The organism is Aquabacterium fontiphilum, assembly GCF_009909205.1.
Lineage (GTDB): Bacteria > Pseudomonadota > Gammaproteobacteria > Burkholderiales > Burkholderiaceae_C > Aquabacterium > Aquabacterium fontiphilum.
In genome coordinates this window covers 1-25,768 of the sequence record NZ_JAAAPN010000014.1, presented here as the reverse complement: position 1 = coordinate 25,768, position 25,768 = coordinate 1, and the positions used below count along the sequence as shown (strand labels likewise).

29 protein-coding genes are annotated in these 25,768 nt (G+C 65.2%); 18 read left to right on the top strand and 11 right to left on the bottom strand.

From position 1 onward, the window contains the following. The first annotated feature begins 34 nt into the window (after positions 1-34). From GTZ97_RS15110 to GTZ97_RS15100, 3 genes are read left to right on the top strand one after another with little or no spacing between them, the layout of a single operon-like run. Positions 35-1,273 carry a JmjC domain-containing protein gene (locus tag GTZ97_RS15110; RefSeq protein WP_161651552.1) on the top strand — a complete coding sequence of 413 codons (1,239 nt, stop codon included), beginning with the start codon at positions 35-37 and terminating at the stop codon, positions 1,271-1,273. Positions 1,274-1,284: 11 nt separating this feature from the next. Further along, a complete protein-coding gene (locus GTZ97_RS15105; RefSeq protein WP_161651550.1) occupies positions 1,285-1,812 on the top strand; it encodes a hypothetical protein in 528 nt (175 codons plus the stop codon). A gap of 60 nt (positions 1,813-1,872) precedes the next feature. Beyond that, entirely contained in the window at positions 1,873-2,175 is a 303-nt protein-coding gene (locus GTZ97_RS15100; RefSeq protein ID WP_407926745.1) for a hypothetical protein, read from the top strand. Positions 2,176-2,339: 164 nt separating this feature from the next. On the opposite strand, the gene bamC is transcribed toward GTZ97_RS15100, so the two are convergent. The 5 genes from bamC to fliE all read right to left on the bottom strand — a co-directional run bounded on the left by bamC (position 2,340) and on the right by fliE (position 6,307). Further along, positions 2,340-3,503 carry an NlpB/DapX family lipoprotein gene (bamC, locus tag GTZ97_RS15095; protein WP_161651548.1) on the bottom strand — a complete coding sequence of 388 codons (1,164 nt, stop codon included), beginning with the start codon at positions 3,501-3,503 and terminating at the stop codon, positions 2,340-2,342. Positions 3,504-3,553: 50 nt separating this feature from the next. Continuing rightward, complete coding sequence (gene dapA / locus GTZ97_RS15090) at positions 3,554-4,435, bottom strand: 4-hydroxy-tetrahydrodipicolinate synthase (protein ID WP_161651546.1); 882 nt, start codon at positions 4,433-4,435, stop codon at positions 3,554-3,556. A 99-nt stretch (positions 4,436-4,534) separates the two neighbouring features. Then, positions 4,535-4,666, bottom strand: coding sequence for a hypothetical protein (locus tag GTZ97_RS16900; protein WP_269089939.1), 132 nt, complete (start codon positions 4,664-4,666; stop codon positions 4,535-4,537). Next, positions 4,663-5,898 (bottom strand): MFS transporter, encoded by a 1,236-nt coding sequence (locus tag GTZ97_RS15085; protein WP_161651544.1) that lies wholly within the window; start codon positions 5,896-5,898, stop codon positions 4,663-4,665. The genes GTZ97_RS16900 and GTZ97_RS15085 overlap by 4 nt, the downstream gene beginning before the upstream one ends. Before the next feature lie 58 nt (positions 5,899-5,956). Then, positions 5,957-6,307 carry a flagellar hook-basal body complex protein FliE gene (fliE, locus tag GTZ97_RS15080; RefSeq protein WP_161651542.1) on the bottom strand — a complete coding sequence of 117 codons (351 nt, stop codon included), beginning with the start codon at positions 6,305-6,307 and terminating at the stop codon, positions 5,957-5,959. A gap of 205 nt (positions 6,308-6,512) precedes the next feature. Here fliE and fliF point away from each other — a divergent pair, with 205 nt between their 5' ends. The 14 genes from fliF to GTZ97_RS15010 all read left to right on the top strand — a co-directional run bounded on the left by fliF (position 6,513) and on the right by GTZ97_RS15010 (position 20,109). Continuing rightward, positions 6,513-8,240, top strand: coding sequence for a flagellar basal-body MS-ring/collar protein FliF (gene fliF, locus GTZ97_RS15075; RefSeq protein WP_161651540.1), 1,728 nt, complete (start codon positions 6,513-6,515; stop codon positions 8,238-8,240). A gap of 15 nt (positions 8,241-8,255) precedes the next feature. Further along, complete coding sequence (gene fliG, locus GTZ97_RS15070; protein ID WP_161651538.1) at positions 8,256-9,251, top strand: flagellar motor switch protein FliG; 996 nt, start codon at positions 8,256-8,258, stop codon at positions 9,249-9,251. Continuing rightward, positions 9,238-10,254, top strand: coding sequence for a FliH/SctL family protein (locus GTZ97_RS15065; protein ID WP_161651536.1), 1,017 nt, complete (start codon positions 9,238-9,240; stop codon positions 10,252-10,254). The genes fliG and GTZ97_RS15065 overlap by 14 nt, the downstream gene beginning before the upstream one ends. After that, positions 10,251-11,681 (top strand): flagellar protein export ATPase FliI, encoded by a 1,431-nt coding sequence (gene fliI, locus GTZ97_RS15060; RefSeq protein ID WP_161651534.1) that lies wholly within the window; start codon positions 10,251-10,253, stop codon positions 11,679-11,681. Before GTZ97_RS15065 ends, fliI begins: the two co-directional genes overlap by 4 nt. A gap of 40 nt (positions 11,682-11,721) precedes the next feature. Continuing rightward, positions 11,722-12,201 carry a flagellar export protein FliJ gene (fliJ, locus tag GTZ97_RS15055; RefSeq protein ID WP_161651531.1) on the top strand — a complete coding sequence of 160 codons (480 nt, stop codon included), beginning with the start codon at positions 11,722-11,724 and terminating at the stop codon, positions 12,199-12,201. Between the two features lie 33 nt (positions 12,202-12,234). Next, positions 12,235-13,626, top strand: a complete 1,392-nt coding sequence (locus tag GTZ97_RS15050; RefSeq protein WP_161651529.1) for a flagellar hook-length control protein FliK — start codon at positions 12,235-12,237, stop codon at positions 13,624-13,626. Positions 13,627-13,766: 140 nt separating this feature from the next. Further along, positions 13,767-14,381, top strand: coding sequence for a flagellar basal body-associated FliL family protein (locus tag GTZ97_RS15045; RefSeq protein WP_161651527.1), 615 nt, complete (start codon positions 13,767-13,769; stop codon positions 14,379-14,381). Positions 14,382-14,421: 40 nt separating this feature from the next. Continuing rightward, positions 14,422-15,423: a flagellar motor switch protein FliM gene (gene fliM, locus GTZ97_RS15040; protein WP_161651525.1), complete on the top strand. Its 1,002-nt coding sequence runs from the start codon at positions 14,422-14,424 to the stop codon at positions 15,421-15,423. Next, complete coding sequence (gene fliN, locus GTZ97_RS15035; RefSeq protein ID WP_161651523.1) at positions 15,416-15,904, top strand: flagellar motor switch protein FliN; 489 nt, start codon at positions 15,416-15,418, stop codon at positions 15,902-15,904. The genes fliM and fliN overlap by 8 nt, the downstream gene beginning before the upstream one ends. Continuing rightward, a complete protein-coding gene (fliO, locus tag GTZ97_RS15030; protein WP_161651521.1) occupies positions 15,905-16,261 on the top strand; it encodes a flagellar biosynthetic protein FliO in 357 nt (118 codons plus the stop codon). Next, positions 16,258-17,013, top strand: a complete 756-nt coding sequence (gene fliP / locus GTZ97_RS15025) for a flagellar type III secretion system pore protein FliP (protein ID WP_161651520.1) — start codon at positions 16,258-16,260, stop codon at positions 17,011-17,013. The genes fliO and fliP overlap by 4 nt, the downstream gene beginning before the upstream one ends. 8 nt (positions 17,014-17,021) lie before the next feature. After that, positions 17,022-17,291, top strand: coding sequence for a flagellar biosynthesis protein FliQ (fliQ, locus tag GTZ97_RS15020; protein ID WP_161651518.1), 270 nt, complete (start codon positions 17,022-17,024; stop codon positions 17,289-17,291). Positions 17,292-17,307: 16 nt separating this feature from the next. After that, positions 17,308-18,069: a flagellar biosynthetic protein FliR gene (fliR, locus tag GTZ97_RS15015; RefSeq protein WP_161651516.1), complete on the top strand. Its 762-nt coding sequence runs from the start codon at positions 17,308-17,310 to the stop codon at positions 18,067-18,069. Positions 18,070-18,108: 39 nt separating this feature from the next. Next, positions 18,109-20,109 carry a DNA topoisomerase IV subunit B gene (locus GTZ97_RS15010; RefSeq protein ID WP_161651514.1) on the top strand — a complete coding sequence of 667 codons (2,001 nt, stop codon included), beginning with the start codon at positions 18,109-18,111 and terminating at the stop codon, positions 20,107-20,109. Positions 20,110-20,124: 15 nt separating this feature from the next. On the opposite strand, the gene GTZ97_RS15005 is transcribed toward GTZ97_RS15010, so the two are convergent. The 3 genes from GTZ97_RS15005 to GTZ97_RS14995 form a co-directional block, all read right to left on the bottom strand. Next, positions 20,125-20,823 (bottom strand): hypothetical protein, encoded by a 699-nt coding sequence (locus GTZ97_RS15005; RefSeq protein ID WP_161651512.1) that lies wholly within the window; start codon positions 20,821-20,823, stop codon positions 20,125-20,127. 167 nt (positions 20,824-20,990) lie between these two features. After that, positions 20,991-21,602, bottom strand: coding sequence for a methyltransferase domain-containing protein (locus GTZ97_RS15000; RefSeq protein ID WP_161651511.1), 612 nt, complete (start codon positions 21,600-21,602; stop codon positions 20,991-20,993). Positions 21,603-21,621: 19 nt separating this feature from the next. Continuing rightward, positions 21,622-23,250 (bottom strand): oleate hydratase, encoded by a 1,629-nt coding sequence (locus GTZ97_RS14995; protein ID WP_330863626.1) that lies wholly within the window; start codon positions 23,248-23,250, stop codon positions 21,622-21,624. Positions 23,251-23,347: 97 nt separating this feature from the next. Here GTZ97_RS14995 and GTZ97_RS14990 point away from each other — a divergent pair, with 97 nt between their 5' ends. Then, complete coding sequence (locus tag GTZ97_RS14990; RefSeq protein WP_161651509.1) at positions 23,348-23,854, top strand: pyridoxamine 5'-phosphate oxidase family protein; 507 nt, start codon at positions 23,348-23,350, stop codon at positions 23,852-23,854. Here GTZ97_RS14990 and GTZ97_RS14985 read toward each other — a convergent pair. The 3 genes from GTZ97_RS14985 to GTZ97_RS14970 form a co-directional block, all read right to left on the bottom strand. Next, complete coding sequence (locus GTZ97_RS14985; RefSeq protein WP_161651508.1) at positions 23,842-24,474, bottom strand: uracil-DNA glycosylase family protein; 633 nt, start codon at positions 24,472-24,474, stop codon at positions 23,842-23,844. The two genes, GTZ97_RS14990 and GTZ97_RS14985, sit on opposite strands and share 13 nt — an antisense overlap. A gap of 43 nt (positions 24,475-24,517) precedes the next feature. Then, complete coding sequence (locus GTZ97_RS14980; RefSeq protein ID WP_161651507.1) at positions 24,518-24,910, bottom strand: VOC family protein; 393 nt, start codon at positions 24,908-24,910, stop codon at positions 24,518-24,520. Positions 24,911-25,229: 319 nt separating this feature from the next. Further along, on the bottom strand, positions 25,230-25,562 hold the full coding sequence (locus GTZ97_RS14970; RefSeq protein ID WP_161651505.1) for a hypothetical protein: 333 nt from the start codon (positions 25,560-25,562) through the stop codon (positions 25,230-25,232). Positions 25,563-25,768 lie beyond the last annotated feature (206 nt).

Genomic DNA, 25,768 nt, shown 5'->3' with positions numbered 1-25,768 from the left:
ACGCCCCATGCGCCGGCCGTCGCACAATGGCGGCATGAGCACTTCCTCCCGACCACGCCAGTCCCGTTCATCGCCCCGCCCATCATCGTCAGCGGACACCTTGCGCCAGCCTCAAGTCCTGCTGGGAGGGCTATCGCCTCAAGCCTTCATGCGTCAGTACTGGCAGAAGAAGCCGCTGCTGATCCGCCAGGCCGTGCCCGACGTCCAGCCTCCTGTCACGCGAGCCGAGCTGTTCGCGCTGGCCGAGCAGGACGACGTCGAATCGCGCCTGATTGTCCGCAGAGGCGCGCCCGGCCCGACGAGGTCAGCGGCGGGCAGGAGCCAGCGCGCGCGGGCCGAGTGGCAGCTCAAGCGCGGCCCCATGGCGCGACGCAGCCTGCCGCCGCTGGGCCAGCCGGGCTGGACCCTGTTGGTGCAGGGGCTCGACCTGCATGTGCCGGCGGCGCACGATCTGCTGCAACGCTTCCGTTTCGTGCCCGATGCGCGCCTCGACGATGTGATGGTGTCCTATGCGACCGATACCGGCGGCGTAGGCCCCCACTACGACGCCTACGATGTCTTTCTGCTCCAGGTATCCGGTCGTCGGCGCTGGCGCGTCGGCCCGCTGCGCGACGCATCGCTGGAGCCGGACTTGCCACTGAAGATCCTCAGCCGCTTCGAGCCAGAGCAAGAGTGGGTTCTGGAGCCGGGTGACATGCTGTATCTGCCTCCCATGTGGGGTCACGATGGCGTGGCTGAGGGCGATGACTGCATGACCTGTTCGGTGGGCTTCCGCGTGCCGGAGTCCACCGCGCTGTCGCGCGAACTGTTGCTGCGATGGGCCGATGAGCTTTCCGTGCCGGATGCGCCACGCCTGTACAAGGATCCTCGCCAGCCTGCTACCGCCGAGCCAGCGCGGGTGCCGGAGGCGCTGCAGGACTTCGCGCGCCAGGCGATCGAACGCCTGCTTCGTGACCCCGGCGGTCTGCTGTCTGCGTTGGGCGAGGTGCTCACCGAGCCCAAGCCCCACGTCTGGTTCCAGCCTGGTTCGCCCTTGCCGCAGGGCTGCGGGGTGCGGCTGGATGCGCGCACCAGGATGATGTACGACGATCAGCGCGTGTTTGCGAACGGCGAGTCCTGGCGGGCAGCGGGCCGGGATGCGCGCATGTTGCGGGAGTTGGCCGACCGGCGCGTGCTGTCGGCCCGCGTGGTGGGGCAGGCCAGTGCCGCGTTGCAGGCGCTGTTAGGCCAATGGGCAGAAGACGGCTGGCTGCACCCGCTGGACGCAGAGTAGAGGGGCACGTCATGGACGAAAAAGAGCCGGTGTCCGGCGACACGCCCGCCACCTGGGCCGCTGAAGGTGTCATCGACGGTTGGCGCGATTTTGCTGACCGCGTTTGTGCAGCCATGGCATGGGGCGCTGCACAGGCCGTCGACATGTGCTGGAGTGACGCCGATTTCCGTCATTGGCCACTGGGCGACCGTGCCGTGGTGTCTGCGTTGCAGCACTGGGCGCTGACGCACAGCGGCCGGCGGGTGACCGTGCTGGTGTCCGATCCTGACGCCATGCCACGTCAGCACCCGCGCTGGATGCTGTGGCGCCGGGACTGGGGGCACCGTGTGGCCGTTTTCCAGGCAGATGAAGCCCACAGGGCGGATGTCCCGACCGTGCTGCTGCTTGGCCAGAACCTGGGGCTACGCATGCTTGAGCCCTTGCGAGGACGGGGGGTCTGGAGTCGGGATCCGGTGATGCTGCAGCGATGGCGCGACGAGATTGACGTAATTTTGCAACGATCGCATCCCGCACTCCCGGTTACGACCCTGGGCCTATAGGGACTAGCCCGAGTCCACGTATAATTTACGGCTGTACATGGTGCACTGAAACCGTGCAGCATGACCGTCTTTGCTGGTCCACTCATCTGGTCGCGGCTTGACGCGATCCAAAACGTATTTTTGACACTCCTTTTCGAGGATACAAGCATGAAAAAGTCGCTCCTGCTGGCTTCGCTGATCGCTTCCATCGCCCTGGCCGCCTGCGGCAAGAAGGAAGAGCCCGTTGCTGAAGCTCCCTCCGAAGCTGCTTCGGCTCCCGCTGAAGTCGCTTCCGAAGTCGCTCCCGTGGCTTCCGAAGCTGCCTCTGAAGCCGCTCCCGCTGTGGAAGCCGCTTCCGAAGTCGCTCCCGCTGCTTCGAACTGATACGCGTCAGTTCCATTGAAAAAGCCGCTCGACAGAGCGGCTTTTTTCATGGGCGGGTGAATCTGGCTGGCCCGCTTCAATTCACAAGAGCGTCGAGCCGGAAAGAAAAAAGCGCGCTCCGTGAGCGCGCTTTCCACTGACAGGGGTACGACCGGGGTCGTCGCTCAGTTGAGTTCATCGAGGAGCAACTGGGCCACCTTGCGCGCCGTGGGCGTGGTGGTCGCGCCGCCGGACTCCGAGAGCACGCTGACCTGGCTCTGGCGGCCGCCCTGGCCTTCCACCTTGACTTGATAGCGAGCGAGCGCATCGGCGGCAGGTTGGTCGCGCCCGAAGAGTCGGGCGAAGAAGCCGGGCTCCTTGCCGTCTTGCTGCCGAGCCAAACGCACCTCGTACACGCCTCGGCTGCGGTCGCGCGTCTCGACCGTGAAACCACCGCGATCCAGCGCCAGGCCGACGCGACGCCATGCGGTGTCGAAGTCTGCAGCCAGACGCAGGCTCGTACCATCAGACAACATCGTGGCGATGTTGTCGCCACCCGTGCCCGCGACAGCGGTCGCAGGGGCCGTGGCTGCCTGGCTACGAGCGGCATCAGCGGCCTGCTGACTGGCGCCGAGCTTGACCATCAGGCGCGACAGCATCTCTGCTTCCAGCTGTGGATCGCTGGGCCGGGGGCGCCAGGTGGTGCGCTCCTTGCGCTGCGGGTCTTCGTACTCTTCGATCAGGCCGCGGTGCGCAATGTAGATCTCGGTGCCGTTGGCGGTGCGCTCGATGCGGGTGCGGTACTGGTCGCGCTCGCCCGTGTCATACAGCATCTCGAACACCCGACCCAAGTACTTGCGCACGCCGTCCTGCGGCACCTTGGCGCGGTTCTCGGAGAAGTTGGTTTCCATCACCCCGGCGTCGGCCTGCTCGCGCACCAGCTCAAAACCGGTTTCGAGCCAGAAATCGCGCACCTTGGGCCAGACTTGCTCGGGCGGCAGGGCAACCTGCAGCCAGCGTTGCTGCCCCTCCCGCACGAGCTTGACCTCGCCAGATTCACTGGGCGCGATGGTGCTGACCTGTGTGGCCGGGTTGCGGCGTGCCGACTCCTGCATGAGGCTGTTGGCGCTCACGCTGCCGGTGGACACCTGCCCGAAGCGGGTCTGGCCCGGCAGCTGGCTGAGATCCGGCGGCACGTCGAGCTTGACGGTCTGGGCGCCGCTGGTGCGGTAATCGATCTTGCCGCCGGACAGGCTCTCGTTGATGGAGGCGCAGCCGGCGCTCAGCACGGCCAGCGAAGCAGCGGTACCCAGCGCAATGAGGGACTGGGAACGAGGGGTTTTCGACATGGGTCTTCCGTACAGGCCTGAGACAGCAGGGAAAGCGGGTGGCAGAAGGCTCAGAGGACGCCAGCGTCCTTGAGCGCGCCCTCGACGACGGGCTGGGCCGCAGGCGACAGCGGCGTCAGGGGCAGGCGCAGCGTACCACCGATCCGGCCCATGCGAGCCAGGGCCCACTTGACCGGAATCGGGTTGGGTTCACAGAAGAGGTGCTTGTGCAGCGGCAGCAGCTGCATGTGCAGCTCGACCGCGCGCGCCGCATCCTTGGCCATGGCGGCCTTGCACAGATCGGCCATGCCGCGCGGCGCCACGTTGGCCGTCACGCTGACGTTGCCGTGGCCGCCCAGCAGCATCAGGGCCACTGCGGTGGGGTCGTCACCTGAGTAGATGCCGAATCCCTGCGGCGCCTGTTTGATGAGCCACGCCGCGCGTTCGAGGTTGCCGGTGGCTTCCTTGACGCCGATCACGCCAGGCACCTGGGCCAGGCGCAGCGTGGTCTCGACGCTCATGTCAGCCACGGTGCGGCCAGGCACGTTGTACAGCACCACGGGCAGGTCGACGGCTTCGGCAATCGCCTTGAAGTGCTGGTAGATGCCTTCTTGCGTGGGCTTGTTGTAGTAGGGCACCACCTGCAGCGTGCAGTCAGCGCCCACCTTCTTGGCGTACTCGGTGAGTTCGATGGCCTCGCGGGTGGAGTTGGCGCCAGCCCCGGCCATCACCGGCACGCGCCCAGCAGCCTGCTGCACGGCCACGCGGATGATTTCGCAGTGTTCTTCGACCGACACGGTTGGCGACTCGCCCGTGGTGCCGACCACGCCGATGCAGTTGGTGCCTTCTGCGATGTGCCAGTCAATCAGTTGACGCAGCTGGTCGTAGTTGACGCTGCCGTCTTCGTGCATGGGGGTGACCAATGCGACGATGCTGCCGAAAATGCTTGTCATGGTGCTTCCTTCGATCCGGCCATTCTAGTTTCTTCGGCGGGGCCTCTGCCTCAGGGGCAGCGCGAACAGGGGGCGGGTGGCCGTCATGGCGGTTGACGCTCACAGACAACGCCACAGCTGCAGGCCCACGTCCATGATGAACTGCGGCTGCAGATACAGCGTCCCGACCAAGGCCAGCGCGATGGCCGCTATGAGGCGCCACAGCCAGACGGTGCGACGTCGGGGGCTCATGCCGTGACCACCCGCCGTGCAGGCGGGCGGTTCTCCTGGATGGGCAGGTTCAGCGCGGCAGCCAGCAGGCCAAGCGCCACCGCCAGCCACCACACCCACTGGTAGCTGCCCGTGGCGTCATACAGGTGGCCTGCCAGCCACACGCCGGTGAATGAGCCGATCTGATGCGAAAAGAAGACGGTGGCGCCCAGCATCGACAGGTGGCGCACGCCCAGCATCTGTGCGACGACAGCGTTGGTGGGCGGCACGGTTGACAGCCACAAGGCCCCCATCACCGAGGCAAAGATGGCCACGCTCCACGCTGTGGGCGGGGCGGCGATGAAGGCCAGCATGGCCACGGCGCGGCCGAAGTAGATGCCCGACAGCATCCAGGTCTTGCGCAGCCGCTGACCGAGCACGCCCGAGGCGTACGTGCCCAGCACATTGAACAGGCCGATGAGCGCCAGGGCCGTGGTGGCCACCTGGGGCGAGAGCTGATGGTCCTTGAGGTAGCTGGGCAGGTGTACGCCGATGAAGGCCAGCTGGAACCCGCACACGAAGTAGCCGGCCGTCAGCAGCATGAAGTCGCGGTGACCGAAGGCTTCGCGCAACGCCGCACCGGCGGCCAGGGGTTCGTTGTGGCTGCCCTGGGCCGCCCCGGCGGTGCGGCTGGCCGGGCTCTGCTCACGCAGACCGAGCGCCAGCGGGCCGATCAACAGCGCCAGCGCGCCCAGCATCAGCAGCGCATTCGACCAGTCCACGGTCTGGATCAGGCCGCTGGCCAGAGGCACCATCAGGAACTGGCCAAAAGAGCCGGCCGCGGCGGTGATCCCCATGGCCCAGGCGCGCTGCCCCGGGTCAATGTTGCGCCCGATGATGCCGTAGAGCACTGCGTAGGTGGTGCAGGCCTGGGCCAGGCCAATGACCACCCCCGTGCTGAGCAGGAAGGGCAGGGTGTGCTGGGCCAGCGCCATCCCGGCCAGCCCGAGACCGTAGAGGGCGCCGCCCAGCCAGAGCACGCGGTAGGCGCCCCGTTTGTCTGCCCACCAGCCGACGATCGGGCCAGCTGCGCCCCAGACCAGGTTTTGAATCGCCATGGCCAGCGAGAAGTCTTCCCGGCTCCAGCCATGGGCCATGGTGATGGGTGTCAGCCACAGGCCGAACGCGTGCCGGATGCCCATGGACAGGGTGACCACCAGGGCGCAACACAGCAGCATCTGCCGCGTGGGCAGGTGGGACGATGTGGGTGTCATGCAGCAACTTTCAGGCAAGCGTTCGCACCAGGCTGAACGCCGCGACCTGCCGTGCCGCTCACACCTGCATGTTCATGATATCCGTGTAGGCCTGAACCAGCTTGTTGCGCACCTGCAGGGCAGACTGGAAGCCGAGCGATGCCTTCTGCATGGCGATCATCGTCTCTTCGAGGCTGACGGTGGGGTTGCCGAACTGCACCTCGCGTTGCATGGCCTGCGCGGCGCCTTGCGCCTTGCTGATGTCTCCCAGCGCTTTGGAGAAGCTGGTCTGGAACGAGCCTTTTTCAACGGCCTGGCCTGCCTGACCGGGTGCCACGCGCGTCTGGGCCTCGACACGTCGGGCCACATCCGCCATGCCGGCGCGTGCGGCGGCTTCGGCGAAGTTGAAGGGCTTTAGTTTGACGTCCATGGGCCGATAAGCTCGAAGGGCGGGGAGCCTTCTCCCCATGAGCCGCACTGTATGCAAACGCTGGACCCCCGATGCCGGAAAGAACTCGGCATTTCTCGGGCTGTTTCCGGCACTTTTGCCCGGCCAGACTCCGAATAATGGGCTCGTTGCAGCGGGTTTGCGGCATCGTGGTGTCACGATGCGCGGCCCTCCAGCCAGACCGCCCATGGATGTCACTGTCGCTTCCCCTCAATCTGTCGTTGTGCCGGCCACTCCCTCCGCGGTGGTGACGGAGGCGCCTGCCGGTTTCGCGCAGCGTGTGATGGCCCTGCCGATGCAGCGCAAGATGCTGCTGGCCGGTGGGGTGCTGGCCTTGTTGGCCATCTTTGTGACGATGATGATGTGGTCGCGCCAGGGCGACTACCGTGTGCTGTACTCCAACCTGTCTGACAAGGATGGCGGGGCCATCCTGGCGCAGCTGCAGCAGATGCAGGTGCCCTACAAGCACGCCGAGGGCGGCGGCGCCATCCTGGTGCCGGCTGACCGGGTGCATGACGTGCGCCTGCGCCTGGCCTCACAGGGCCTGCCCAAGGGCTCGGTGGTGGGTTACGAACTGATGGAGACCCAGAAGTTCGGCGTCACCCAGTTCCAGGAGCGGCTGAACTTCCAGCGTGGTCTGGAAGGCGAGCTCACGCGCTCGATTCAGGCGTTGGCCGGCGTTCAGTCGGCCCGCGTGCATCTGGCCTTGCCCAACCAGAACGGCTTTTTCCGCGAGCAGCAAAAGCCTTCGGCATCGGTGGTGTTGACCTTGTTCCCCGGCCGAAGCCTGGACCGCAGCCAGGTGGCCGGCATCGTGCATCTGGTATCGTCGAGCGTGCCGGAGATGTCTACCAAGGCGGTCAGTGTGGTGGACCAGAGCGGCAGCCTGCTGTCCGGCCCGCAGGATGCCGCCGATCAGGGGGCACTGGACGCCAAGCAACTGCAGTACGTGCGCCAGATCGAAAGCGCCTACACGCAGCGCATCCGAGACATCCTGGAGCCGGTCGTCGGGGCCGACAACCTGCGTGCCCAGGTCACGGCCGAGGTCGACTTCTCGCAGATCGAATCCACGGCCGAGGAATTCCGCCCGAACCAGGGCGATGCGCCTGCCACGGTGCGCAGCCAGCAGACCAGCGAGCAGGTTGGTCAGGGTGCGGCCGCGGCCACCGGCGTGCCGGGCGCGGCCACCAATCAGCCGCCCGTTCCGGCCCAGGCGCCGGTCAACGGCCAGGCCCAGCAAATGCAGGCTGCCGGGCAGGGCGCAGCGGGCGCGGGCGGCACGTCGCGCCGGGAGTCGGTCACCAACTTTGAAGTCGACCGCACCGTGCGCGTCACGCGCAACGCCAGCGGCAACATCAAGCGCCTGACGGCTGCCGTGGTGCTGAATCACCGTACGAAGACCGATGCCAAGGGCAAGACCACCACCGAGCCGCTGTCGGATGAAGAAATCGAGAAGCTGACCTCGCTGGTGCGCGAGACCATCGGCGCCGATGACAAGCGTGGCGACTCGATCAAGCTGGTGACCGCGCCGTTCCAGGTGGTCAAGGAAGAGCCCGTGACGGTGCCTCTGTGGCAGCAACCCGAGACGATGGATCTGATCCGCACGATCGCCGTGCCGGCTGCGCTGACGCTGGCTGCGTTGATCGTGGTGTTCGGCGCGATTCGCCCGGCCATCCAGGCTGCGCGGCCACAGCCGTCGCCAGAGGAAGCCAACAAGCTGCGCGCCGTGGTGGACGATCCCCAGGAGTTGCCGGCACTGTCAGGCACCGCCAGCGAGGTCGTGGGGCCGGACGGTCAGCCGCTGCAGGCGCTGGAGGCCCCCGGGGCGGACGGTCGCCTCGAGCTGGCCCGGCGCCTGGCCAAAGAGAACCCGGTGGCCATGGCCAACGTGGTGCGCGGCTGGATGAACAACTGAGCAAGGTAAGTCGACATGGACGAGAAAGGTCTGGAAGACGCCGCCATCCTGCTGATGTCGATGGGCGAGGAAGAGGCAGCCGAAGTGTTCCGCCACCTGGAGCCCAAGGAGGTCCAGTTGCTGGGCGAGACCATGGCCAAGCTCAAGACCGTCAAGCAAGAGCGCATCGAGAGCGTGCTCGAGCGTTTCTCGAAAGAGTCTTCGGAGCTGGGTGTACTGGTGGCCGACACGGACGAGTACGTCAAAGCCGTGCTGCGCAAGGCGCTGGGCGAAGACAAGGCCAACCTGCTGATCGACCGCATCATCCAGGGCAGCGACATCACCGGCATCGAGAGCCTGAAGTGGATGGATCCGGTCTCTGTGGCGGAGCTCCTGCGCAATGAGCACCCGCAGATCGTGGCCGCCATCCTCGTCCATCTTGATCCGGACCAGGCTTCCGGCGTGCTCAAGGCGTTTTCCGATCGACACCGCAACGAGGTGATGATCCGCATTGCCACGCTGGACGGCATCCAGCCCAGCGCGCTCAAGGACCTCAACGAGGTGCTGTCGCGCGTGCTGGCAGGCGGTTCGCAGATCCGCAAGTCGTCGCTGGGTGGCGTCAAGCCGGCAGCCGAGATCATCAACCTCATGGGCTCGAGCGTGGAGACCTCTATCCTCGACTACATCCGCGAGGCCGATGGCGATCTGGCGCAGAAGATCATGGACAACATGTTCACCTTCGACGACCTGATCAAGCTCGACGACAAGGGCTTCCAGACCATGCTCAAGGAAGTCCAGACCGAGTCGCTCATCATCGCCCTCAAGGGCGCCTCGCCCGAGATCCGCGAGAAGGTGTTCAAGAACATGTCCTCGCGCGCCGCCGAAACGCTGCGCGAAGACCTGGAAAGCCGCGGGCCTGTCAAGTTGTCCGAGGTGGAGGCCGAGCAGAAGGAGATGCTCAAGATCGTGCGCCGACTGGCGGACGAAGGCCAGATCGTGCTGAGCAGCGGAGGCGACGATGACTACGTCTAACAAGTCGAATCCGCCGGGCGGCAACAACCCGTACACCCGCTTCATCCCGCGCGAGGAACTGGGCACCGTGTCAGCCTGGAACCTCGAGACCTTCGAGCCGGCCGCCAAGACGCCGGAGGTCGGAGGAGTGCGCAAGCCGACGCTGGCCGAGCGCGCAGCGGCCGAGATCCGGCCGGTGCCCAAGGGCAGTGCTGGTGCCAAGCATGCACAGCAGGCCATGGGCGCTCAGCCTGCGCCAGGTGCCGCCGCGGCGCCGAAGGCCGCTGCCAAGGCAGCTCGTCCGGTCGTAGGCGGCGTACCCGGTCAGACCCCGCCGCCGCCCTCTCAACAGGCCGCCCAGCCCGCGGGCCCGACTGAGGCCGAGATGGCCGCCATGGTGCAGGAGGCCCGGCAAAGCGGCTATCAGGACGGTTACCGCAACGGCCTGGCCGCGCTGGAAAGCTACAAGCAAACGCAGGCCGCGCAGATGGCCGCCTTCATGAGCGACCAGGTGGGCGGCCTCGTGGCGGACCTGCACCACCGGCTGGAGGCGCTGGAGCAGCAGCTGGCGGGCCGCGTGGCGCGCGTGGCGCTGGAGCTGGCGCGCCAGGTGGTGCGAGCCGAGGTGCAGCAGCATCCCGAGCACGTGGTGGAGGTAGCCGAGCAGGCGCTGGGCGCGCTGCTGTCTTCGGCCCGCCAGATCGTGTTGCGCCTGCACCCTGAAGATCACGCCCTCGTGCAGGCGCAGTTGTCGGAATCGTTGGGTGCCCGCGGTGTGCGCCTCTTGCCCGATGCTGGCCTGACCCGCGGTGGATGTGTGGTCGAGTCGGACATCGCCACGGTGGATGCCACCGTCGAGGCGCGATGGGAGCGTGCCGCAGCGTCACTTGGCCAGCGTTCGAGCTGGCAGGCCGGGCGTGAGTCGCTGGATGGGCCGGACGTGCCCCTGCCGGAAGACTTGGTCGAGGGCGAGGAATGGATGGACGATGACGCGAGCCGTGCATCCGCCGGAGACAACGCATGAACATGCCGATTCGCGCCCGTCACGACGTGGCGATGGACCAATGGATGCGCTTTCTGGACGACCTGGATGCCTGCGCCAGCACGCCCATCCAGCTCGAGAACCAGGGCAAGCTGGTGCGCGTGGCTGGGTTGGTGCTGGAGGCCACGGGCCTCAGGTTGCCCGTGGGTGCCGTCTGCGAGATTCACTCGGAAACCCGGCTGGAATCCACGCCGGTGCTGGCCGAAGTCGTGGGTTTCACCGGCGACCGCGCCTTCCTCATGCCGACAGCCGAGGTGCATGGCTTGTCAAGCGGTGCCCGTGTGGTGCCGCGTACGCTGCCGGTCAATGCGCCGGTGCTGGGGCGCCCGAACCACCCCTGGCGCCGCAGCGAAGACCGCACACGCCACCTGCCGATTGGCAGCGGCTTGCTGGGGCGGGTCGTCAATGCCCAAGGTGAACCCCTGGACCGTAAGGGCCCCTTGCACCACGTGCGCAGCGAGCCCCTGGCGCGGCGTCCGATCAACGCGATGGAGCGCGACCCGGTGCGTCAGCCGCTGGACACCGGTGTGCGCGCCATCAATGCCATGCTCACCGTGGGCCGCGGCCAGCGCATCGGTCTGTTCGCGGGCTCTGGCGTCGGCAAATCCGTGCTGCTGGGCATGATGGCGCGCTACACCCAGGCCGACGTGATCGTCGTGGGTCTGATCGGCGAACGCGGCCGCGAGGTCAAGGAATTCATCGAAGACATCCTCGGCGAGGACGGCCTGGCGCGTTCGGTCGTGGTGGCCGCCCCTGCGGACGCGCCCCCGCTGACCCGCATGCAGGGCGCGAGTTACGCGACGGCCGTCGCCGAGCACTTCCGTGATCAGGGCCTGCATGTGCTGTTGCTCATGGACTCGCTCACGCGCTATGCGATGGCGCAACGGGAGATCGCGCTCGCCATTGGTGAGCCGCCCGCGACCAAGGGCTACCCGCCCTCGTGTTTTGCCAAGCTGCCTCAATTGGTGGAGCGCAGCGGCAATGGCCTCAATGGCCGGGGCTCGATCACCGCGTTCTACACCGTGTTGTCCGAGGGTGACGACCAGCAGGATCCGATTGCCGACGCCGCGCGCGCCATCCTGGATGGCCACATCGTGCTGTCACGCGATCTGGCAGAGTCTGGACACTTCCCCGCAATCGACATCGAACGGTCAGCTTCCCGCGTGATGCACAACGTGGTCGATGCCATTCATACCGACGATGCCCGCCGGTTCCGCCAGCTCTGGTCACGCTACAGCAAGGCCAAAGATCTGATCCAGCTGGGCGCCTATGTGCCTGGGCAGGACCATGAGCTGGATCAGGCCGTGCGCGTTTATCCCGAAATGGTTCGCCTGCTGCAGCAGGGCATGCACGAGCCGGCCATGCTCATCGAAAGCACCGATGCCCTTCACCGCGTGGTCGGTTCATGATGTGTCTGAATGTGACGCTGCGTCACGGAGTTGAAGTTTCATGAGTGCCCTGCAACCCCTGTTTCTGGTCCTGGAGGCCGCCGAGAAGGCGCGCGACGAGGCCCTGGCCGTGATGGAAGGGGGGCAGCGCCAACTGGAGGCCGCGCGGCAGCAGCTACAGTCGCTGGCTGACTGGCGCAGGGAATACCAGCAACGCTGGCAGCGGCAGTTTCAGCAGTCCGGCGGTGTAGAGATCGTGCGCTGCTATCAGGATTTCATGTCGCGGCTCTCCGAGGCGCAGGCCGAACAGGAGCGTCGTGTCGAGATGGCTCGCGTGCACGCGGAGCGGTGCCGCCGCGAACTGGTTGAACGCGAGCGTCGGGTGGCAGCGGTGTCACAGCTGATCGATCGTCGCCACGAGGAGATCAAGGGCCGCGAGCGCCGACAAGAGCAGAAGGCGACCGATGAAATCGCGGCCAGAACCCCCCGTTTATCTGCGGGATTCGGCTCCGGGGAAAGCGAGAAACTGGCTTCGTTCTGATGGGCCCCGTGGGCCTCGAAAGGGGACGTCGTCATGACCACGCCATTCCAGTCTGCTTCCGCCGGAAAAGGCGGCACCAATGCCGTCAGTGCTGTCAGCGCGCTTCAGGATGTGTTGTCGCGCATGGGCAACGGCAGCACGTCGTCGGGCGGCGGTGGCTCGATGGACTTCTCCAGCATGGTGGCCCAGTACCGGCAGGGGCCATCTCAAGCCGCACCTCAGCCGAGTCGGCCAGTGGCCAAGGCGGCCGCCCAAGCGGCCGATCCGGCCAGCCGTGCACTGACCCAGCGGCTGACTGAGCAGGCACTGGCCAAGGCCCGAATGGCCAATCAGGTCAAGCCGGCCGCCCCGCCCAAGCCGACCGAGGCGCAGGCCCGGTCACAAGGGCCTGAGCGTCCGGCGTCGCGAGGCGATGAGTCGCGCAAGGCCGAGCAGGCGGACAAATCGACGGCGGACGCATCTGACGAGACATCGAGTCAGGAGGGCAGCGATGCCGCTGTGCGCCGCGCAGCCTTCGCCACAGGGCAGGGTGAGGGGGTGGCGTGGGTTCGTGAACTGACACCGCCGGCCAGCATCGAGCCCGGTGACGCCGTGGGCATGATGAACTGGCTGGCGCAACTCACCCAGGGCGATCTGCCCGCCGATGCGGCCGCGTCGCTCGCTGGGAGCGAGGGGGCCGGCGCAGGCGCCGCAGTGGATCTCAGCGGCACGGGAACCGGTACCGGTCAGGATGCCGGTGGCCTGGCTGGGTGGTTCGGCGGCGCCGCCGCGCGAGCGCCTTCGGGTGCCGAGGCCCTTCAGGCCGCAGCCGCTGACGACACCCTGGAGCTGGCGATGGAGGCGGTCGACGAGCAAGCCGGCGTGCAACTCACCGAGTCCCGCACCTCGGAGGCCTCGCTGGCATCAGCGCGTCCCGGTGCCTTTGCCGGCGTGCTGGGTGAAGCCGTGGGTGCACGGCATTCGAGCGCATCCTTGAGTCCGGCTCCTGGCAGCCCACAGTTCAGTCAGGCGCTGACCGATCAGGTCACTGTCTGGGTGGGCAGTGCGCGCGCCGACGGTCCCATGACGGCAGAACTGCATCTCAATCCGGCTGACATGGGCCCCATCAACGTCAAGATCGCCGTGGATGGGCAACTGGCCCGCGTCGATTTTGCCGCCACCACGCTCGAAACCCGGCAGGCCATTGAGGCCAGCCTCCAACAGCTGTCTCGGGCACTGGACGATGTCGGCTTGAGTCTGGCTGGCGGGCAGGTGATGTCGCAGTTCGCCAACGGCGGTCAGCAGGGTGGTCAGGCTGCGGCGCAGTCGGACGCCTCCCGTGCCGACGCCGCCTCGGCTGAATCCGCTGCGGGCGAGCAGCCCGCCGAGTCATCGGACATCCGTCCGGTGCGGGCTGGTCTGAATGGCCTGGATCTGTACGCCTGAGCAAAAAGTCACAGCGGCGCGAAATCACAAGGCTTTCGCGTCGTTTATCGCTTCATTGCGCCAACTGCTGACTTTCAATAATGGCCACATGAACACGGCAGGGAAGCCTTGCCGTTTCGCCGAATACCTGGAGAGTGACCATGTCAGCTGCCCCCGCTGCGGCCCAAGGCGAAGCCCCCAAGAAGGGCTCGAAGAAACTGATCATCATCATCGCTGCCGTGCTCAGCGTCCTGCTCATTGGTGGTGGCGTCGGAGCCTTCATGTTGATGAAGGGGGGGCACGACGAGGCCGCCGAAGGCGATGACGCGGAACTGGCCGACGAAGCCCCTGCGCGCAAGAAGGCCGCGCCGCCTGCCCCCAAGGACAAGGGCGCTCCCCCTACCTTTGTCCCCCTCGATCCGTTCATCGTCAATCTGGCTGACCGCGACGTCGAGCGCTTTGCTCAGGTGGGCATCACGCTGCAGATCGACAACCCCAAGACCGCAGAAGAGATCAAGGCATACATGCCGGCCATCCGCAATGCCGTGCTGTTGATCCTGTCGCACAAGACGGCACCCGAATTGCTCACGCCCGAAGGCAAGACAAAGCTGGCCGACGAGATCTCGCGCGAAGCCGCGCGGGCCATGGGCTACGAGATCGAGGATCCCGAGGAAGAAGAGCCTGAAGATGCGCCAAAGAAGAAGCGCAAGCGCAAGAAGGTCGAGTCGTACAACCCCATCACCCACGTCCATTACGCCAACTTCATCATCCAGTGAGCCTCGTTGATGCGCCGCAGGGCGCGAGAACGGTCCGTCGATGAACCAGCAGATCCTTTCCCAAGACGAAGTCGATGCGCTCTTGCAAGGCATCACGGGCGAAAGCCAGAAGCTGGAGCAAGAGGATGTGCCCAAAGAGGGCATCCGCGACTACAACCTGGCACAGCAGGAACGCATCGTGCGTGGGCGCATGCCCACGATGGAGATCATCAACGAGCGTTTCGCCCGCAACATCCGCATCGGCCTGTTCAACCTGATCCGCAAGTCGCCCGAGGTATCGGTGGGCGGCATCAAGGTGCAGAAGTACAGCGCCTTCCTGCGCGAGATCGTCGTGCCCACCAACTTCAACATCATGGCCATCCGTCCGCTGCGCGGCTCGGGGCTGGTGGTGTGCGAGCCCACGCTGGTGTTTGCGGTGATCGACGCCTTGTTCGGTGGCGCTGGCAAGTTTCACACCCGCATCGAGGGCCGCGACTTCTCCGCCACCGAGCAGCGCATCATCCGCCGCCTCGTTGACGTGATCACCGAGGAGTACAAGAAGTCCTGGCACGGCATCTACCCTGTCGAGCTGGACTACCAGCGTTCGGAGATGCAGCCCCAGTTCGCCACAGTGGCCACGCCCAGTGAGATCGTCGTGTGCTGCTCGTTCACGCTGGAGATTGGCGACACCAGCGGCACCATCCACATCTGCATTCCGTATGCGACGCTCGAGCCTATTCGGGACATCCTGTTTTCGTCCATCCAGGGCGACTCGGCCGAACCCGATCGCCGCTGGGTCAAGTTGTTGACGCAGCAGATCCAGTCTGCCGAGGTCGAGCTGGTGGCCGAGCTGGCCCATGCCCCGGCCACCGTCGAGCAGCTGCTGGCGCTCAAGCCAGGTGATTTCATCGAGCTGGATCTGGACAAGATCATCCAGGCCAAGGTCGACGGGGTGCCGGTGTTCGAGTGCTACTACGGCACCACCAACAACAAATACGCCTTGCGCGTCGAGAAACTGCTGACGACCGGCAACACCAGCTGGCTTGGAGAACACAATGTCTGATACCGCAGCCGAGTTTCCCCCTGAAGGTGGCGCCTCCGAGCAGGACGCCATGGCCGCCGAGTGGGAAGCGGCGCTGGCTCAGCAGGCCTCCTCCCCGAGCGCGGGCGGGGCCGACCCCTTTGCCCAGGCCGCGCAGGAGGTCACCGACGCCGCGCCCCAGATGACGCCGGCGGCCTTTGCCAATTTCGGCCCTGCCACCGCGCCGACGGCGGGCAACGACATCAGCATGATCCTGGACATCCCCGTGCAGCTCACGGTGGAGCTGGGCCGCACGCGCATCCCGATCAAGAACATCCTGCAACTGGCCCAGGGTTCGGTGGTGGAACTGGATGCCCTTGCCGGTGAGCCCATGGACGTGCTGGTCAATGGTTTTCTGATCGCGCAGGGCGAGGTGGTGGTGGTCAATGACAAGTTCGGCATCCGCCTGACCGACATCGTCACGCCGTCCGAGCGCATGCGTCGCCTGAGCAAGGGTGGTTGAATGAGCCAGTCTCCGTCCCTTGGCCTGATGGTCATGTGGTTTCTCGTGGTGCTGGCGCTGATTCCCGTCAGCCTGTGGGTGCTCAAGCGCTCGGGCATGGCGCAAGGGCGCATGGGCCAGGCTGGTGGCATGCGCACCATTGCGCAGCACGCCATCGGGCCGGGCCAGCGCATCGTCACCGTCGAGGTGGGCGAAGGCGAACACCGCACGTGGCTCGTGCTGGGCGTCACCGCGCACAGCATCCAGACGCTGCACACCCTGCCGCCCCAGGCCGAGGCGCCTGCAGCGGCGCCACAGCCGGGTTTTGCCGCGCTGCTCCAGCACATGCGCCAAGGTGGCGACAAGGGGCGCTCATGATGCCTCGCTCGCTTGCCTTGCTGTTGACGCTCGGTCTGGCCGCCACCGCTGCGGTGGCCCAGACGCCAGTGGCCCCATCACCCACCTTGCCCTTGCTGGTGGGGCAGGGCGCCGGTGGCACGAGCTACTCGGTCCCCATCCAGACCCTGCTGTTCTTCACCGCGCTGAGCTTTTTGCCGGCTGTGCTGCTGATGATGACGGGCTTCACCCGCATCGTCATCGTGCTCAGCCTGATGCGGCAGGCCCTGGGCACGCCCACCGCGCCGCCCAACCAGGTCATTGTCGGGCTGTCGCTGTTCCTGACGCTGTTCGTCATGGGCCCCACGCTCGACCGCGTCTACAAAGAGGCCTACCAGCCCTTCTCGGCCAACGAGATCGATTTCACCACTGCACTGGAGCGCGGACAGGTGCCCATGCGTGAGTTCATGCTGCGCCAGACCCGCCAATCCGATCTGCAACTGTTCGCCCAGTTGGCGAAGGTCGAAGGCGAGGTGCGGCCCGAAACCGTGCCTTTCCGCGTGCTGGTACCGGCGTTTGTGACCAGTGAGCTGAAATCGGCCTTCCAGATCGGCTTTCTCATCTTTATCCCCTTCCTGGTCATCGACATGATTGTGGCCAGTGTGCTCATGAGCCTGGGGATGATGATGCTGTCGCCGGTCATGGTCGCCTTGCCCTTCAAGCTCATGCTGTTCGTGCTGGCCGATGGCTGGAACCTGCTGCTGGGCTCGCTGGCCGCCAGCTTTGTTCAGTAGGTACGCCCATGGATCCCCAACAGGTTCTCACCATCACCCGCGATGGGTTGCTCACGCTGCTGAGCATCTGTCTGCCCATCCTGCTGGTGGTCCTGGCGGTCGGCCTCATCGTCAGCGTGTTCCAGGCGGCCACGCAGATCCACGAGCAGACGCTGTCGTTCGTACCCAAGCTGCTGGCCGCCTTCGCCACGCTGGGCATCGCCGGCCCCTGGATGCTGTCGACCCTGGTGGATTACATCCAGAAGGTCTTGCAGTCGATCCCCCAGGTCGTGACCTGAAACCGGCGGCTGGCCCATGGTGACCTTCACCGAAGCCCAGGTCATGGCGTGGCTCACGCCATGGTTCTGGACTTTCTTCCGGGTGCTGGGCCTGTTCACGACGGCCCCGGTGATCTCGATGCGAGTGGTGCCGCGGCGCGTGCGCATCGGCTTGGCCCTGCTCATCGTGATGGCGGCCCAACCCGGCCTGCCCGAGCCTCCGCCCATTGCCTTGAACTCGCCCGAGGCGGTGATGGTCATCCTCCAGCAGGTGCTCATTGGCCTGACCATTGGCTTCGCCGCGCGCGTGGTGTTTGCCGCCATCGAGTACGCCGGCGAAATCGTGGGCCTGCAGATGGGTTTGAACTTCGCGATGTTCTTCGACCCGATCGCCGGTGGCCAGATCACTTCGGTCAGCCGCTTCTACGGCACCACGGCCTCCTGGCTGTTCGTGGTCATGAACGGCCATCTGATGCTCACCGGTGTGGTGCTGCACAGCTTCACCGTGTTCCCGGTCTCTCCCGAGCCGCTGGCCTTCCTCAGCAGCGTGCAGCCTCATGTCTGGGGGGCTGAGCTGTTCAAGCTGGGCGTGTGGGTGTCGCTGCCAGTGGTTTCCATGCTGATCCTCGTGAACATGGTGATGGGCCTGATCTCGCGGGTCTCGCCCCAGATGAACGTGTTCTCGGTCGGCTTTCCGCTGACCCTGGCGGCGGGTCTGACCGGCCTGTGGCTGACCTTGCCGCTGATGCAGGCGCCGCTGACCATGGCCATCGAGCGCATGCTGGCGCAGTTCCAGTGATTCCGCGTGGTGCCGCGCCGATTCCTTAGAATCGGCGCCATGTCTGCCAAGCCCGCCTCCAAATCCACCCAGCCCGCCGGTTACGGCGAGGCCTCCATCCGCGTGCTCAAGGGCCTGGAGCCCGTCAAGCAACGCCCCGGGATGTACACACGCACGGACAACCCGCTGCACATCATCCAGGAGGTCATCGACAACGCGGCCGATGAGGCCCTGGCCGGCCATGGCAAGCGCATTGGCGTCACGCTCCACCGAGACGGCTCCATCAGCGTCGAAGACGACGGCCGCGGCATTCCCTTCGGTCTGCACCCGGAAGAGGGCGTGCCCGTGGTCGAGATTGTGTTCACCCGCCTGCACGCGGGCGGCAAGTTCGACAAAGGCTCGGGTGGCGCCTACAGCTTCTCGGGCGGCCTGCATGGCGTGGGCGTCAGCGTGACCAATGCGCTGTCCACGCGGCTGCAGGTCATGGTGTGCCGCGACAAGCAGGTCGCCACGCTCGCCTTCGGCGGCGGGGATGTGATCGAGCCGGTGAGCGTGCGCCCCGCGTCCAGCGGCGATCGCAAGCAGGGCACCACCGTGCGCGTCTGGCCCGATGCCAAGTACTTCGAGAGTGCCGAGCTGCCTCGGGCCGAGCTGGTGCACATGTTGCGCAGCAAGGCCGTGTTGATGCCAGGCGTGACCATCACCCTGACCATCGAGAAGCAGGGCAAGGACGCAGAGGTTCAAACCTGGCTGTACAAGGGCGGTCTGCGTGATTACCTGACCCAGACGCTGCCGGTCGACCCGATCATTCCGCTGTTCGAGGGCGAGCATTACGCCGAAGAGGGCGAGACCGAAAACTTTGCCGAGGGCGAGGGCGCGGCCTGGTGCGTGGCCTTTACCGAAGACGGCAGCCCCGTTCGCGAAAGCTACGTCAACCTCATCCCCACCGTGGCCGGCGGCACCCACGAGTCCGGTCTCAAGGATGGCCTGTTCAACGCCGTCAAGGGCTTCATCGAAATGCATGCGCTGCTGCCCAAGGGCGTCAAGCTCATGCCGGATGACGTGTTCAGCCGCGCCAGCTTTGTGCTGAGCGCCAAGGTGCTCGATCCGCAGTTCCAGGGCCAGACCAAAGAGCGACTCAACAGCCGCGACGCGCTGCGCCTGGTCAGCACCTATGTGAAGCCTGCCATGGAACTGTGGCTGAGCCAGCACGTTGATTACGGCAAGAAGCTGGCCGAGCTGGTCATCAAGCAGGCGCAGGCTCGCCAGCGCGCCGGCCAGAAGATTGAGAAAAAGAAGAGCTCGGGCGTGGCCGTGCTGCCGGGCAAGCTCACCGATTGCGAAAGCCGCGACCTGGCCTTCAACGAGGTGTTCCTTGTCGAGGGCGACTCGGCCGGCGGCAGCGCCAAGATGGGCCGAGACAAGGAAACCCAGGCCATCCTGCCCCTGCGCGGCAAGGTGCTCAACGCTTGGGAGGTCGAGCGTGACCTGCTGTTCAAGAACAATGAGATCCACGACATCTCGGTGGCCATCGGCGTCGATCCGCATGGCATCGACGACACGCCCGATCTGTCCGGCCTGCGCTACGGCAAGATCTGCATCCTGTCGGACGCCGATGTGGACGGCTCGCACATCCAGGTGCTGCTGCTGACGCTGTTCTTCCGCCACTTTCCCAAGCTGGTCGAAGCCGGTCACGTGTGCATTGCCCGCCCGCCGCTGTTCCGGGTTGACGCGCCCGCGCGCGGCAAGAAACCGGCTGCCAAGCTCTATGCGCTGGACGAGGCCGAGCTGACCGCCATTCTGGACAAGCTTCGCAAGGAGGGGTGCCGCGAAGGCGCGTGGACGATCAGCCGATTCAAGGGCCTGGGCGAGATGAGCGCCGAGCAGTTGTGGGAGACCACGCTGAATCCCGAGACGCGTCGCCTCTTGCCGGTAGCCTATGGTGAGCCGGGCTTCGAGTCCACCCAGACCACCTTCACCAAGCTGATGGGCAAGGGCGAGGCTGCTTCGCGCCGTGAGCTCATGGAGCTGTACGGCGACGCGGTCGAAGTCGACGTGTAAGGGCTTGCTGCGGGCTCAGCTGTCCGCTGCCTTGACCTCGGTCGACTTGACGCGGTGGCTGACCACCCAGCCGACGGTCACCACTCCGGTGATCGGGTGGGTGTAGCGCACGCGGGTCCATCCCGGGCGCTGCGCCTCGATGCGCACCTTGTCGCCGCCAACCAGATGCTTGCCCATGCGGGCGCCCAGGTCAGGCGCATCGTGCAGCAGCGTGCGGCCGGCGGCCGACACCACGCCTGCCAGCCCGCCGCTCGCCTCGGAGGGCGCCGCAGAGGGTCGGCCGGCGCCGGGCGGATTGGCTTCCATGGCCTGGATGGCCGCAGCCACCACCACATCGGCCGTGGCCCGTTGCCCGCACGCCGCATCCATCGGAACGGTGGGCGGTGCGGCAAGCCGTTCAGTGCGTTGCACCTGCCAGCTCTGGCCTGCGCGCCGCAACACGACCCGCTCCAGCAACTGGTCACCCTGCTTCATCAGTGGTTGCCCCTGCGCGTCCGTGCGAACCGCGCAGACATAAGCCGCCTGACCGCTGGTCCACACCTTGCGGAGGCTGACCCTTTCCGCGGGCGGCAGATCGGCGGTCATGGCTTGTCGCGCGGCGCTGACCACGGCCAGGCGCTCTGGATGTGAGGTGGTCAGCGGCTCTTGAGCAAAGCCGGAGTGGTTGGCTGTGCACAAGAGGCCTAGCAGCAAGGGGCGGATCAGGCGTGACATGGCAACAAGGCCGCGGGGGCGGGCCGCGCGGCAGAAAATCACGATGCCATCACGATAGTGCGGCGGCGCCCGCACTGAGGGCGGAAATCGCTGCCCTGAAGGTGCCTAACTGAAGCGATCGCTCATGATGTGCAATGCAACGGCATCGCATTGCACGTGACCGCCGCTCACCGCCGGGTGAGCACCACGGCCAGCTCGTGCGAGAGAGACGGATGCTTGACCTGGGGGTAGGGCGGCTTGGGCCACACCCAGTGCGACTGGGGAAACAGTGCTCGCACGGCGTTGATGTCGCAGTGATAGGGCGGGCCTTCAATGAGCCCCTGCTCGCTCGCGCCAGGTCGCAGCCGTTGCATCAGCAGGGCCAGCAGCTTGCCGCCGGGGCGCAGCCAGGCATGCAGTTGGGCAGCGTACTGTACCCAGTGGTCGGGGTGGATGGCACACAGGCAGGTCTGCTCATAGATGGCATCGAACGGGGCAGATGGTTGGTACACCAGCACATCGGCCTGCTCGACCCGGGCGCTCAACCCGCCGTTGGCCAAACGCTCGCGCGCGCGTGCGACAGCGGCGGGCGTGTAATCCAGCCCCGTGACGTCAAAGCCGCGCGCAGCCAGCTCCGCCACCTCCCAGCCTGCCCCGCAGCCCGGTACGGCAATGCGGCAAGGGGCCAGCGTGCCGTCGTCCAGCCAGGCCACGAGCTGCGGGCTGGCGGCGCCACGATCCCAGCCGGTCTGGGCGGTCTCGAATCGTTCTTGCCAGAAGGCGGGGGTGGGGCCGGTCATGCGGTCGTGTCAAATGATGTCATTGGAAGGCGGCACGCAGGGCCTGCATGCCGACCTTCGGGTCAAGCAGGCCATGGTATATCGCCGGCAGGGGCCGATCAACGTTCAGCAGCGTGTAGATGGCGTGCATCGCCCCTCTGATCGAGTACTCCACCGTGAACACCACGTCCTCAGGCAATTCGGTGAACTGGCCCAGGAAACCAAAGTTCTCGGCGCGATCAGGCACCACCTTGGGCCGGTCGCCTGTGCTCCGGCAAGCAAACAAGGCCGATGCATAGGGCATCATCACCGTCGTCACATCCGTGTTGGCGCGCACCTCGTCAAGGATGTCATCGAAGCCCAGCTGCCTGACCAACTCTTCCAGGATCTCCTGACCGGTGGCCTCGCACATCTTCTTGCGAATGTAGTCACCGTGTTGATCGATCTCGAAACCATAACCCCATAGCGTGTAGGTGCCCTGCGGCAGGTCGCGAAAGTGGGGCTGATGTGGCACCACGATGGACAAGTGCCAGCCCGAGTCGATCCAGGTCATGAGCGCGCCGGTTCCCGGCGCGTTTCCGGTGTAGGCCTCGATCCGCTTGAGCAGCGTGTCGCTGTGCATCGTGAGGGTGAACGACTCCCACTTGTGCTCGTCCACATTGCCGCAGAAAGCGATCGGATTGCCAAAGTCCGGCGCCTTGCGCGACAAGGCCTCCCACAGTGCCCAGCTACCGTCGCGCCGGTCGCGTATCAGAGGCGGTACATCATCGTTGCCGCCGTAGCATGTGTCTGCCGTGATCGAGCCCAGAGTGAACAAGGCCAAGTCGCCCTCAGCCAGCTGGATCTGATCCCGTGTGCGCGCCGACTGCATGTGCAGGGTAGTGACACGGCGCGCTTGCGTGTCGCTGGCCGTGGCGAAATCCGCATCGACCACCTTCACGCCAAAGCGCACATCCACGCCTTGAGCCAGCAGCCATTGTTGCAGTGGCACGATCATCGAATCGTACTGGTTGTACACCGTCCGCCGGACCCCGGAGAGCGTGTGGATGCGGCTGAACTCCTGAATGAAGCGGATGAAGTAGCGCCGCAGTTCCACAGCGGAGTGCCACTTCTGAAACGCGAAGGTGGTGCGCCACATCTGCCAGAAGTGGGTGCTGAAGAAGTGGTCACCAAAAAGATCCTGGATGCGCCGGGCCCCCAGCGCGGACTCCGGCAGCGCCAGAAGGCGCGTCATTTCGAGCCGGTCCTGCGAGTTGAAGCCATAGTGGGCGGCGTCGAGGATGCGGTGGTCTGCATCGATCAAGCGGGCTTTGGCTTCTGTGCGAACGCGCTCGTTGAAGGCAAGGATCTCCTCTCGTACCGACAGACCCGGACTGTCCAACGAAGGAATGCCCGAGAAGAGATCCCAGGTGCACTGGTAAGCCTCTTCTTCCAGCATGCGACCACCTCGCGTGACCCAACCGTCCCGCTGGGCTGGCGACGGCGCGCCGTCCATCGATCCCCCCTGTATGTCGAGCTGCTCCAGGATGTGGATGTGCGCGGGGGGGAATCCCGCGTCCCGAATGGCAAAGGCGGCCGCCGCCATGCCCGCGATGCCGCCGCCCGCGATCCAGAGGTGGGCGTTTGTGTGGTCTGTCATCGGTGTCCTCCTGACGGCAGTGTCGGTAATTATTCCGTTTCAGCGATTGAGGAAGATCAAGGACTGCAGCCTCACGCAGGAACGCGGCTTGCCGCTCTCCAGGCCACCCTGACCTGAGAGGATCAACATGACCGAATCGACCGAATCGCCGCGCGCCAAGCTCTGGGAACTGATCCGTGACATCCGCTTTGGCATGTTCACCACCCGTCACCCCAACGGCCACCTGCATGCGCGCCCCATGACCTTGCAGAACCGCGAGATCGACGCAGACGAGTCCTTGTGGTACTTCATGTCGCACAGCAAGGAGCCGGTGGCCGATCTGCAGCGTGAAGCGCAGGTCAATGTGTCATTTGCCGAACCGCAAGACCAGTCGTACGTATCGGTGTCCGGTGTGGCCAGCCTGGTGGACGACCCTTCCCGCAAGCGGCTGCTGTGGAACAAAGCCAATGAGGCCTGGTTCCCGGACGGACCAGACGATCCCGATGTGGCGCTGGTTCGCGTGCGCATCACCCATGCCGATTACTGGGACGCGCCCAACAGCAAGCTGGTTCGCTTGTATGAAATGGCGAAGGCGGTCGTCACAGGAGAGCCGCCGAAAGACATGGGAGAACGCGAGCGCGTTCAGGTACGTTGACGGGGGCAAGCGTGCGTGCTTGGCGGCCGCCCGTTCAGCGCTTGTTGGACGAGCGGCCTCAAGGCGGGCAGAAGCTGCGATTCGAACCAAGGGTGGCGCTTGAGCCAGATGTTGTTTCTTGGGCTCGGGTGAGGCAACGGCACCACGTCGGGCCATGACGCGCCGAGGCCCTGTTCGACGACGTCAGTCAAGGACCGCTGCGCCAACTCAGGCAGGTGGTAGCGCAGCGCATACCGGCCGATCACGAGCGTGAGACGCACTTGCACGAGCTGCGCCAGCAGGGGCGCGCGCCAGCGCACCGCACACTCCGGTCGAGGCGGCAGGTCTCCAGAACGGCCCCGCCCGGGATAGCAAAAGGCCATGGGCAGAATGGCGACCTGACGCGCATCGTAAAAGGTTTCGCGCGTCAGACCCAGCCACTCACGCAGACGCTCTCCGCTGGCGTCGTCGAACGGCACCCCCGTTGCGTGAACCTTGCGACCCGGGGCCTGCGCCGCAATCAGCAAGCGCGCGGCCGGGTTCACCTGCAATACGGGCCGCGGGCCGGCGGGCAGATATGCCTCACACGCGGTGCATGCCCGCACTGCGGCGAGGAGATCGGACAGTGTCTCGGTGGACATCTGCGCAGCTTACGCGCAGGCGGGCCATACCGACAGATCAGGGTTACTTCACGCGATACAGCGCGCAGAGCTTATTGCCGTCCGGATCCCGAACATAGGCAAGATGCATCGCGCCCAGCCCACCTTGGCGCAAGCCTGGAGGGTCCTCGATCGACTCGCCACCGTTCGCGACCGCCGCGTCATGGAAGGCCTGCACCTGTTCAGGCGACTGACACTTGAACCCAATGGTGCCGCCATTGGCAAAGGTGGCGGGCTCTCCATTGATGGGCTCCACCACGCAGAACGTGCTGCCATCATGCCGGTAGAAGAGCCGCATGTGGCCGCTGGGTGCCTGGTTGCGCACGGGTTCGCCTGCTCCCAGGATGCCCAACACGGCGTCGTAAAAACGCTTTGAGCGCTCGAGGTCGTTGGATCCGACCATGATGTGGCTGAACATACTCGCCTTTCCATGACCGTGTGCCAAGCGCGCAAACGCGCGAGCCACGGCGTCATGATCGCCACTCGGTGTATCGAGGACGATCTACCTTTGCTTTACTGCGACCGGGATTTTGCCCCGTTCGTTGAGCATCTGGGTTTGCATCATTTCGTGAATATATCATTTTCGCCGCGCATTGCGAAAAGTTCCCCAAAGGTGACTTTCCCGGCTTCGATTTTGTAGGGGAAGTACACGATTACTGAGTAGTCGTCTTTGTGATTGAGCGAAATCGCGATTGCATCAGATTTTTTGCCGGTTGATGGTACCGTCACTCTCACGTCTACACCAGGGCGGTGGCTTTGTATTGACCTGATTTTGCACCTTGGATGAATCCTGATTTAATGATTTGCATCATCTCTGAAGACTGTGTCTGCTGTTGCTCAGAGTGTCCCGCTACAGAAACGATTTTCCCGTCTGTGTTCAGGGCCTGCCCATAAGGAAAGAACTCCCCGTGCTTTTCAAGCATTTGCTCGGCGAATGGAAGGGCTGCGTTCATTAGTTGCTGTGACTCGGCACGACTTGTGTTCGTGGTTTGTCCATTGGCTGCGCTGGCGATGATTAGAAGAGTTGTACAAATCCAGCGCAGTGAATTTCTTTTGGCAGTGGAGAACATAAGTATGAGGATTTTGGTTTGTTGAGGGAGGGGGTGTGGCTATGGTGCCTGTCTCCAGAGAGCCTAACGCCTGAATTAAGTGTCAACGTCGGTTTAAAACTGACCCACTTTCCGATGTTGTCGTCGGAGTAAAAGTGACCCACCTGGGCGCTCATCACATCAGTTGTTCCTGGCCTTGATCTGGCCCGCTTTGCGCTTGTCCTTGA